The 7856-nt window shown below is 54.7% G+C and carries 11 protein-coding genes; 9 read left to right on the forward strand and 2 right to left on the reverse strand.

What is annotated here, in order from left to right; translation table 11 throughout:
• Nucleotides 1–165 precede the first annotated feature (165 nt).
• From ABEA92_RS29240 to ABEA92_RS29265, 6 genes are read left to right on the forward strand one after another with little or no spacing between them, the layout of a single operon-like run.
• Entirely contained in the window at nt 166–996 is an 831-nt protein-coding gene (locus ABEA92_RS29240) for a MotA/TolQ/ExbB proton channel family protein (protein ID WP_345689064.1), read from the forward strand.
• On the forward strand, nt 997–1434 hold the full coding sequence (locus ABEA92_RS29245) for an ExbD/TolR family protein (RefSeq protein ID WP_339937511.1): 438 nt from the start codon (nt 997–999) through the stop codon (nt 1432–1434). It abuts the gene before it with no gap.
• Nucleotides 1431–1904, forward strand: a complete 474-nt coding sequence (locus tag ABEA92_RS29250; protein ID WP_345689045.1) for an ExbD/TolR family protein — start codon at nt 1431–1433, stop codon at nt 1902–1904. The genes ABEA92_RS29245 and ABEA92_RS29250 overlap by 4 nt, the downstream gene beginning before the upstream one ends.
• Nucleotides 1905–1932: 28 nt before the next feature.
• Complete coding sequence (locus ABEA92_RS29255; protein WP_345689047.1) at nt 1933–2523, forward strand: anthranilate synthase component II; 591 nt, start codon at nt 1933–1935, stop codon at nt 2521–2523.
• On the forward strand, nt 2520–3155 hold the full coding sequence (locus ABEA92_RS29260) for a DUF447 domain-containing protein (protein WP_345689049.1): 636 nt from the start codon (nt 2520–2522) through the stop codon (nt 3153–3155). Before ABEA92_RS29255 ends, ABEA92_RS29260 begins: the two co-directional genes overlap by 4 nt.
• Before the next feature lie 55 nt (nt 3156–3210).
• A complete protein-coding gene (locus tag ABEA92_RS29265; RefSeq protein WP_345689051.1) occupies nt 3211–4152 on the forward strand; it encodes a GHMP family kinase ATP-binding protein in 942 nt (313 codons plus the stop codon).
• A gap of 138 nt (nt 4153–4290) precedes the next feature.
• Here ABEA92_RS29265 and ABEA92_RS29270 read toward each other — a convergent pair whose 3' ends face one another.
• On the reverse strand, nt 4291–5235 hold the full coding sequence (locus tag ABEA92_RS29270) for a hypothetical protein (protein WP_345689053.1): 945 nt from the start codon (nt 5233–5235) through the stop codon (nt 4291–4293).
• 22 nt (nt 5236–5257) lie between these two features.
• Entirely contained in the window at nt 5258–5785 is a 528-nt protein-coding gene (locus ABEA92_RS29275; protein ID WP_345689066.1) for a hypothetical protein, read from the reverse strand.
• A gap of 347 nt (nt 5786–6132) precedes the next feature.
• Here ABEA92_RS29275 and ABEA92_RS29280 point away from each other — a divergent pair, with 347 nt between their 5' ends.
• The 3 genes from ABEA92_RS29280 (at nt 6133) to ABEA92_RS29290 (ending at nt 7744) form a co-directional block, all read left to right on the forward strand.
• Nucleotides 6133–6678, forward strand: coding sequence for a hypothetical protein (locus ABEA92_RS29280; protein WP_345689055.1), 546 nt, complete (start codon nt 6133–6135; stop codon nt 6676–6678).
• A 182-nt stretch (nt 6679–6860) separates the two neighbouring features.
• The gene (locus ABEA92_RS29285; RefSeq protein WP_345689057.1) at nt 6861–7379 is read left to right on the forward strand and encodes a GNAT family N-acetyltransferase; all 519 of its coding nucleotides are present in this window, start codon (nt 6861–6863) and stop codon (nt 7377–7379) included.
• Nucleotides 7376–7744, forward strand: coding sequence for a tetratricopeptide repeat protein (locus ABEA92_RS29290; protein ID WP_345689059.1), 369 nt, complete (start codon nt 7376–7378; stop codon nt 7742–7744). Before ABEA92_RS29285 ends, ABEA92_RS29290 begins: the two co-directional genes overlap by 4 nt.
• The last annotated feature ends 112 nt before the right edge of the window (nt 7745–7856 follow it).

Raw genomic sequence — 7856 nt, forward strand, 5'->3', positions numbered from 1 at the left:
TCCTGTTCAAATGCTAGAATTCTCTGGTTCCGAATTCGGACCCACCGAGATCGCACCAAACCGAAATACAATCTAAACGTTCCCGCTACTTATCTTCAGAGAGTCTCGTTGATGTTCGCTGCCTGCGGTTCCCTTCTGCATCCTGCCCGTCTCAGCACGCCCAGCATGCACACGTTTCGTTCTGTGGGTCTAGTGATCTTGGCATCGCTATTCCTGGTCACCCCGGCGCTGGCGCAAGACGACGCTGCAGCCGAATTTGGTGATCCCGAACCTGCGGCGGCGGCACCTGCGGACGTGCCCGCCGACGCCGGAGCGGACAACGCGGGAGCGGAACCGACCGCAAAGAAATCGAGCGACCAAAACCTGTTGGCCTGGACGATCGAAGCACTCGGTTTGACCTATTCGTTCGTGTTTTTGGTGTTGTCGATCACGCTCGTTTCGCTGTTTGTGATGAACGTCTTGGCCGCTCGCCGCGACACGCTGTGCCCTCATGAATTGGTCGAAGGTTTCGAAGAGAAGCTGAACGAGAAACAGTTCCAAGAAGCCTATGACATGGCCAAAGCCGATGAATCGGTTCTCGGTCAAGTGCTGTCGGCGGGATTGGCGCGACTGTCACGCGGCTACAACAAAGCACTCGAAGGGATGCAGGAAGTCGGCGAAGAGGAAAGCATGAAGCTCGAGCATCGGCTGAGCTACATGGCGTTGATCGGCAACCTCAGCCCGATGATCGGATTGTTCGGGACGGTTCACGGGATGATTGAATCGTTCCAAGTGATCGCACTTGGTGGTGCATCGCCGAAACCCGCTGATTTGGCTGCCGGTATTTCGACCGCACTTTTCACCACGCTGATTGGATTGGCCATCGCGATTCCTGCGATCGCCGCCTACAACGTGTTGCGGAACCGCGTCTCGCGGATGCTGCTTGAAATTGGTGTGACCAGCGAAAACTTGATGAGCCGTTTCGAGGACGTGACGCCTCAGGGGACCAAAGCTTAAATGCGAGTCAAATCGAAAAAACCTGACTTGGCCGAAGGCGATTTGACGCCGATGATCGACATGACGTTTCAGTTGATCGCGTTTTTCATGGTGTTGATCAATTTCGCGCAAACGGAAGCCAATGATCGCGTCGTGTTGCCGAACAGCCAATTGGTCAAACCGCCCGAAGTGCCGCTCGAATTCCCCATCATCCTGCATGTGGCGATGGATGGCGAAATCGTGCTCGGCGGCGACGACTACACCGTGGAAACGCTGCGAGTCGGCTTGCTACGCGAATTGACCGTGATTGAATCCGAAGGCAAATCCGCCGACGATGCAAACGTCGTCATCCGTGCTCACAAAGACACCGCAGCGGGCGATGTGCAGGAGGTGATCCGAGTGGCGCAAGAACAGAAACTCGTCAACTTTGCGCTGCGAGTGAAGGAAGACAACCGATGAAAATTCGCAATCAGGGCGAGAACGAGAAGAACGAACTCAACATGACCAGCATGATTGACATCGTCTTTCTATTGCTGGTGTTCTTCGTGATGACCTTCAAGGTCGTGGAAATGGAAGGCGACTTCAGCGTGCGAATGCCGCTGGGCGATAGCCAAGGGGCTGCAGATCCGACCGACCTCGGGCTGAAACTGCGGCTACGAGCCGATTCACAGGGCCGACTCGCTTCGATGGCACTAAACGACTCGGACCTGGGCACCGATTACGACGCGCTGCGAGCCCGCATCGTTTCGCAAATCGGTTCGGCCACGCCGACCGAAGAGGACGAGGGGCCTGAACTTGAAATCGATACCGATTACAACTTGCGTTACGAAAATGTCATCAAAGCCATCACGGCGGTAAGCGGGTACAAAGATGGCAACGAAGTGGTCAAACTGATTGAAAAGATCAAGTTTGCTAAACCGCGTCGCTAGCGGGTTCATCCATTCGAAGCGGTATCGCATGATTCTATTGCTGGACAATTACGATTCCTTTGTCCACAACTTGGCTAGGTACTTTCGGCAACTCGGCTGCGACACCCGCGTGGTGCGTAGCGATGAGATCGATGCCCAAGGTTGCTTGGATCTGGCTCCCGAAGCGATCGTGATTTCGCCAGGTCCGAAGAGCCCGAATGAAGCCGGTTGTTCGGTCCCGGTGATCCGCGAACTGTCATCGCAAATCCCGATGCTAGGAGTTTGTTTGGGGCATCAATCGATCGGCGTTGCCTTTGGCGGCAGCGTGTTGCGGTGTGGTCCCGAACATGGCATTCAATCGTCGATTACGCACAACGGGCAAGGCATTTTTGAGCACTTGGCGTCGCCCATGCCCGTGGGACGATACCACTCGTTGGCGATCGATCCAGACCATCTGCCCGATGAACTCGAGGTGACCGCACGCAGCGACGATGGGGTGATCATGGGAATCCAGCACCGCAGCCGGCCAGTCTATGGAGTTCAGTTTCATCCCGAGTCGATTTTGACCGACGAAGGCAGCGAACTGCTTAAAAACTTTGTCACGATTGCAGCCAAATGGCGCCAGGAAGTGACCTCGTGATCTTGGAATCAATCGTCACGACCGCGAGTTCCGACGGACAAATCAATATCGCCCCGATGGGACCAATCGTCTCGGAATCGCTTGCTCACGGCGATGCCGTAGGCGAATCGATCCTGCTGCGTCCGTTCAACTCATCCCGCACGTATCAAAATTTGATGCAATCGCGGCGAGCGGTCGTCCACGTGACCGACAACGTTGATCTGTTTGCGCAAACCGCCGTCGGTTCGCTCGGTGACCAAGCCGCGATTCGCCAATGGGTTCGGCCGCATGATCTGACACCGACAACGGACGCCCCCTACTGGATTTTGCGTGATTGCCATCGATGGTTTGCGGTCGAGGTCGAAACGATCGAAGACCATGACCCTCGTGCCGAAATGAACGGCCGCGTCGTCGCGTCTGGGATCGTTCGCCCGTTCTTTGGTTTCAACCGTGGCAAATTTGCCGTGATCGAGGCCGCGATTTTGGCGACACGGACGCACATGATTGGGAAAGACGAAATCGAGTCGGAGCTTCGCCGCTTGCAAATCCTGGTCGACAAAACCGGAGGCGCCGCAGAGCACGCCGCGTTTGAGTTCCTCAAACAAGCAATTTCCCAGCGATATGCATCCGACGATGCCACGCGATTGAACTGAGCTGGCGATATCCCCCGTCTTGGAAGGCATACCGGGGTGCTGGTATCGTGGGCGCATGACATCTCAGCAGGTACGCGTGACCACAGGCTCACGACTTCATTTTGGTTTATTGGACACCGCCAAACCCTTTGGGGGTGTGGGCGTGATGGTCGACGATCCGATCACCGAAGTCGTTGCGCGACGAGCCGACGCGTTCCAAGGTCCTCTGGTCGCGGCCGACCGGGTACGCGGCGTTGCGGAGCGTTACCGTCAACAGTTCCAACTCGATGCCTTGCCTGCGTGTCAAATCGAGATCGTCCGCCGACCACCCGCACACACGGGACTTGGTACTGGAACCCAACTTGCGATGGCGGTCGCCGAAGCGATCAGCCAACTTTTGCATCCAGAGCGGACGGACCCGAGGACCGCGTTTCGGATCGCCGATCGAGGGCGTCGATCGGCTGTCGGGATTCACGGCTATCGACACGGAGGGTTGATCTACGAAGACGCTGACAACGCCGCCGAACTGAATCCAATCAAGCAACGAATCGAAGTTCCAAGCCAATGGTGCGTGGCGATTCTTCGTCCGATCCAAGAAACGACCACGATCAGTGGCGATGTGGAATTGGACCAATTTGCCAAGCTGCCAGCGACCACGTCCCAACAGCGAGAACATTTTCGCTACCTAATCACAACCCAGTTGTTGCCGGCGATCGAAAAGGGCGACTTTGATGCGTTCAGCGAAGCGGTGCACCGCTACAACCGCGACAGTGGGCTGCTATTCGAAGCGGTGCAAAACGGTCCCTACAATGGCGTGGCAGTTTCATCGCTTGTCGATTTTTTACGAAGCAACGGCGTCACGGGAGTGGGTCAAAGCAGTTGGGGGCCATCGGTGTTTGCATGGTTCGCAACACGCGAGGATGCTCAGCAATTCGTGTCGAATCAGATCGACCCAGCGAAGGTTCATGTGCTGCTAACTCACGCCAAAAACGAGCCGCGGCAAATCGAAGTGCAGTAACTATCCACGCTCTGGCGAGCGTACCTACCTTCGCCAGAAGGTGGTGATGCGCATTGGACGCCAACAAACCACGTTCTGGAGAGCGTAGTTACGAAACGCAAATGCTTCACAGCGTTGCCTGACTTGGCGGGCGATAAACTACTGCATCGTTCCCCGCAGCGGCATCGCCATCTGTAGATCCGCAGTGTATTGCGTCGGCGTCGTCGCCGCGGCGGCCGTCGCTGACAAGGTGGTCAGATCGACGACCTGAGACGCGTTTTGAGGCATCGTGAACAATTGGGGATCGCCGCTGAGCAATTGGTTCACCGCATACGAACCGATCGTGATCTTCATCCGCAAGGGTTGCCCCATCGCGGGCGTCAGATTCAGCTCGACTTGATGCGGCAACGCACATTGATGCTCGTCATAGTAGCGATGATTGGTCGCGGTGCTTTGCGCGATCAAGTGATTGTCCGGTGCATACAAAAATTGGTTCGTCACATAGCCGGCCGATGGTTCGATCAAGTAGACACGTTGATACAGACCGTCGGGCATTTGGATGACGCTGCGAATTTCTAGCTTGCCATCGTCACGTTTGACGGGACCATTGACGACGGTCGAGGGATCCAATTGAACCAACCCCAAAGCGTCCATCACCCAGGTTGGATCGACGGGCAGAATCGCGCGTTGCAGCTGTTGACGGTACTTCGCGTGCTCGGCGTAGTACAGCGTTTTGGACATCGCAACTCCCTCGGGGACTTCGAACCAAAACACCTCGTCATTGCTGCCCATGTCCATCCCCGCACCAAGCACAATCGGCAAGCTGGCGCGCAGGCGAAAACGACGTTCACGCTGCAGACTGAGCGTGGCGCTGAGTTTGGGAATGTGGGGCATCGTCAACACTTCCACCGACGCGGTGTTGGTTGACAATTGGTGGATCGAACTGGTGCGGTTCATGACGACCGCTAACTCGTCCAACGTCGGTGTGTCGGTCAGGACAACCGGAGGCGGCGGGAACGGCATCGGCGGCTCGCGACGGGCGCAGGTCGCCCCACCGGAGACAAAACAGATCATCAACGTTCCGATCCACAGCCATGTTCGCATCCTTGCTTTTCTCCTGGGACCGTTATTCGGTTGATGTTTCGTCGTCGCTGCTCACCACATCGGCTTCGCAATAGAGCAAATCATTTAACTCGTCACGAATCGAATCGGATTCGGCGCGGTTGATCTCGCAAGGCATGACATCGATCGTCGACTGATCGGCCAGCACTTCCAAACGCATCGCCCCCTCGGCAAGCGAATCGTCCGCGGTTCCTTCCCAAGGACGCACCAGACGTTTGCGCATCAACATGATCGCAAGCAGGTAGCGGGTCTTGGCTTTTTCAGGAAAGTTTCCCATCTGCCGCAGCAGATCGATCAAGACCTCGGGCGGCGCCAGCACCAGTTTCTTTTCCGCCGCCGTGGGCATCCGGTTTTTCCACCAACCGATCGCGTCCTCTGGCGGCCCTTTCCAACTTTCCGCGGAAAAGTCGCGACGGACGTAATCATCTCCTGATTCCATCACGACCGAGTAATACCACTCGCCCTCGCGCAGAGGGCGGTTTAGCGAATGACAATTTCGTGTACAGCGTCCGACGTGGTATTCGCCTAACATGGGAGCCAAGAAACAGAAGGAATTCGATTGAAGGGGTTCGCGCATTGGAACCGTAGCACAATTCCATCCTAGCGTGAAAGACAGAATATCGCCCCGGTTTTAGCGAGAAAAACTGATTGCCGACAACAACGACCAAACGCCAATAAGTTGCTCTCGGCATGTGATTAGCTAGCAAACGGGATTAGTGCGAAACTCAGGCCTTCTAGCCACCTATCGCTCACGAAAGACTTATGCGGATCGACACGATCTTTGGAAGTGCAAAAAGATCAGTCGCAATTTGAAACTGCGGTATCATTTAAATCATGTTTGCTCCTGTAGTAATGCCATTCCTAATTACATGCATTGTGATGATCTTCTTTCTGATCATTGGACTTGTGCGCAGCAACGGAGAAAAAGCCAAAGTCGTCGTGGTATGTTCTTCCTTGATATTGTTCATCCCGTCTTGTACCGCTGTCATGTTTACAGTGGACCAATTTCGTTACGGGCGTTTTGAATACGCGTCAAGTTTAGAGATGCCCGAAGACGGCTACATCGAACTACCACCAACAGCCCAAAACATTACTCTCTACCGAAATGGTGCTGGCCATTGGGCGAAGTTTTCCATTGAAGCGTCCGCACTGATGGAATGGATCGAACAGATGAGAGCATTGCGTCCAGGACTGAATACAGACGTTGACGACGACGAATGGGTGAGCAATGCAATTCCGCAAATTCAAGCAGAAATGGGCAAACTATACGCAGAAGAATTCGCAAATCGCTTTCCTGAAACGGGCTGGCAGTACAAACCGTCGATGAAACGGTATTACGTCAGCAGATCTGCTCGAGGCGGTGGGTTCCGTGTGTGGCACACGTCGAAAAGCGGTACTGCATTTCTTAACGCCTCCTACTGGTAAAAGTCCAATGTTTAATAGATCGCACAAGTTCAGCGTCCCCGGCCCTCCCCGATAATCTCGCTACAAGTTCGATTCTCGACTCTAACAACTTGGCAGACAGGGCGAAGCACGCAGAATGGCATTACTCACCTCCCTTTAAAACGTCGTCCAATTGATCGTTCTCAAACTCCATTCAAAGCGTTATGTCAAACACGCTCTCTTTCCTAACGATCCGCGAGGCCAATGCTGAAGACGCTGACGAGGTGGCTACAGTGTTCCAGGCGGCCTTCGCCCCTTTGCGAGCAATCTACCGCCCCAACTCAAAAACCGTCGCTCGCCAGTCCCTCCATCATAGAGAAGGGACACGACTCGTCGCTGAACTGGATCAGCAAGTCGTTGCGACGGTTCAATTCGACAGCCACGAAGATTTCTTGTCTTTGCTTGGGCTGGCCGTTCACCCCCATTTTCAGCGAAAGGGCATCGCCCGTGGCTTGTTGGACTGGATCAATTCGCATGCACTCGCCACAGGCCGCACTGCGATCACGTTACAGACGATCCGACAGACGGCAAGCGTCCCGCTATTTGAAAAGCTGGGGTTTCGCGTCATCGGCGAACGCGTTACGGACGGTTTCGAGAGCGACATCCATACGGAGCTGCACGAAGTGAAAATGCTTCGGAGCATTTCAGCGTCAAACGGAACAATTCCGCGTAGATTACCATGAGCGCCGAATCATTTATCAAGACATTTCAGATTTCTGGTGTGGGTGGACAACCGACCGAAATGGATGTCGACAAGATCCTTGAGGTGCTGCAAGCGTATCCTGACTCCACTCGGTTGTGGAATCTTTGCGGCGACGTCATTCAGCTATCTGATGGGGAGCGCTATTCGCTGGAGGACGCGAAACGATGCTACGAAACTGCGATCCACAGGTCGCCCAATGATCCTGAGGCTTACGAATCGTTGGGCTTTTGGCATGATATCGAAAATGACTTTGATACATCCGCGAAATATTTCAGGCTCGCTATCCAACGCACGAAGTCGGACACACCTCGCCTCGGTCTTGCTTGCGTTCTAGGCTCTGTCTGAAAACCATGTTGCCCGTTATTTCGTACGAATGAGAGGTAAGTTAGTTCGAACGAAAGGGAGGAGGTAATCATGGTGGGGCGGCATTGCTTAACCGACGATCAATGGGAACTAA

The sequence above is a fragment of the Novipirellula caenicola genome, from assembly GCF_039545035.1.
Taxonomy (GTDB): domain Bacteria; phylum Planctomycetota; class Planctomycetia; order Pirellulales; family Pirellulaceae; genus Novipirellula; species Novipirellula caenicola.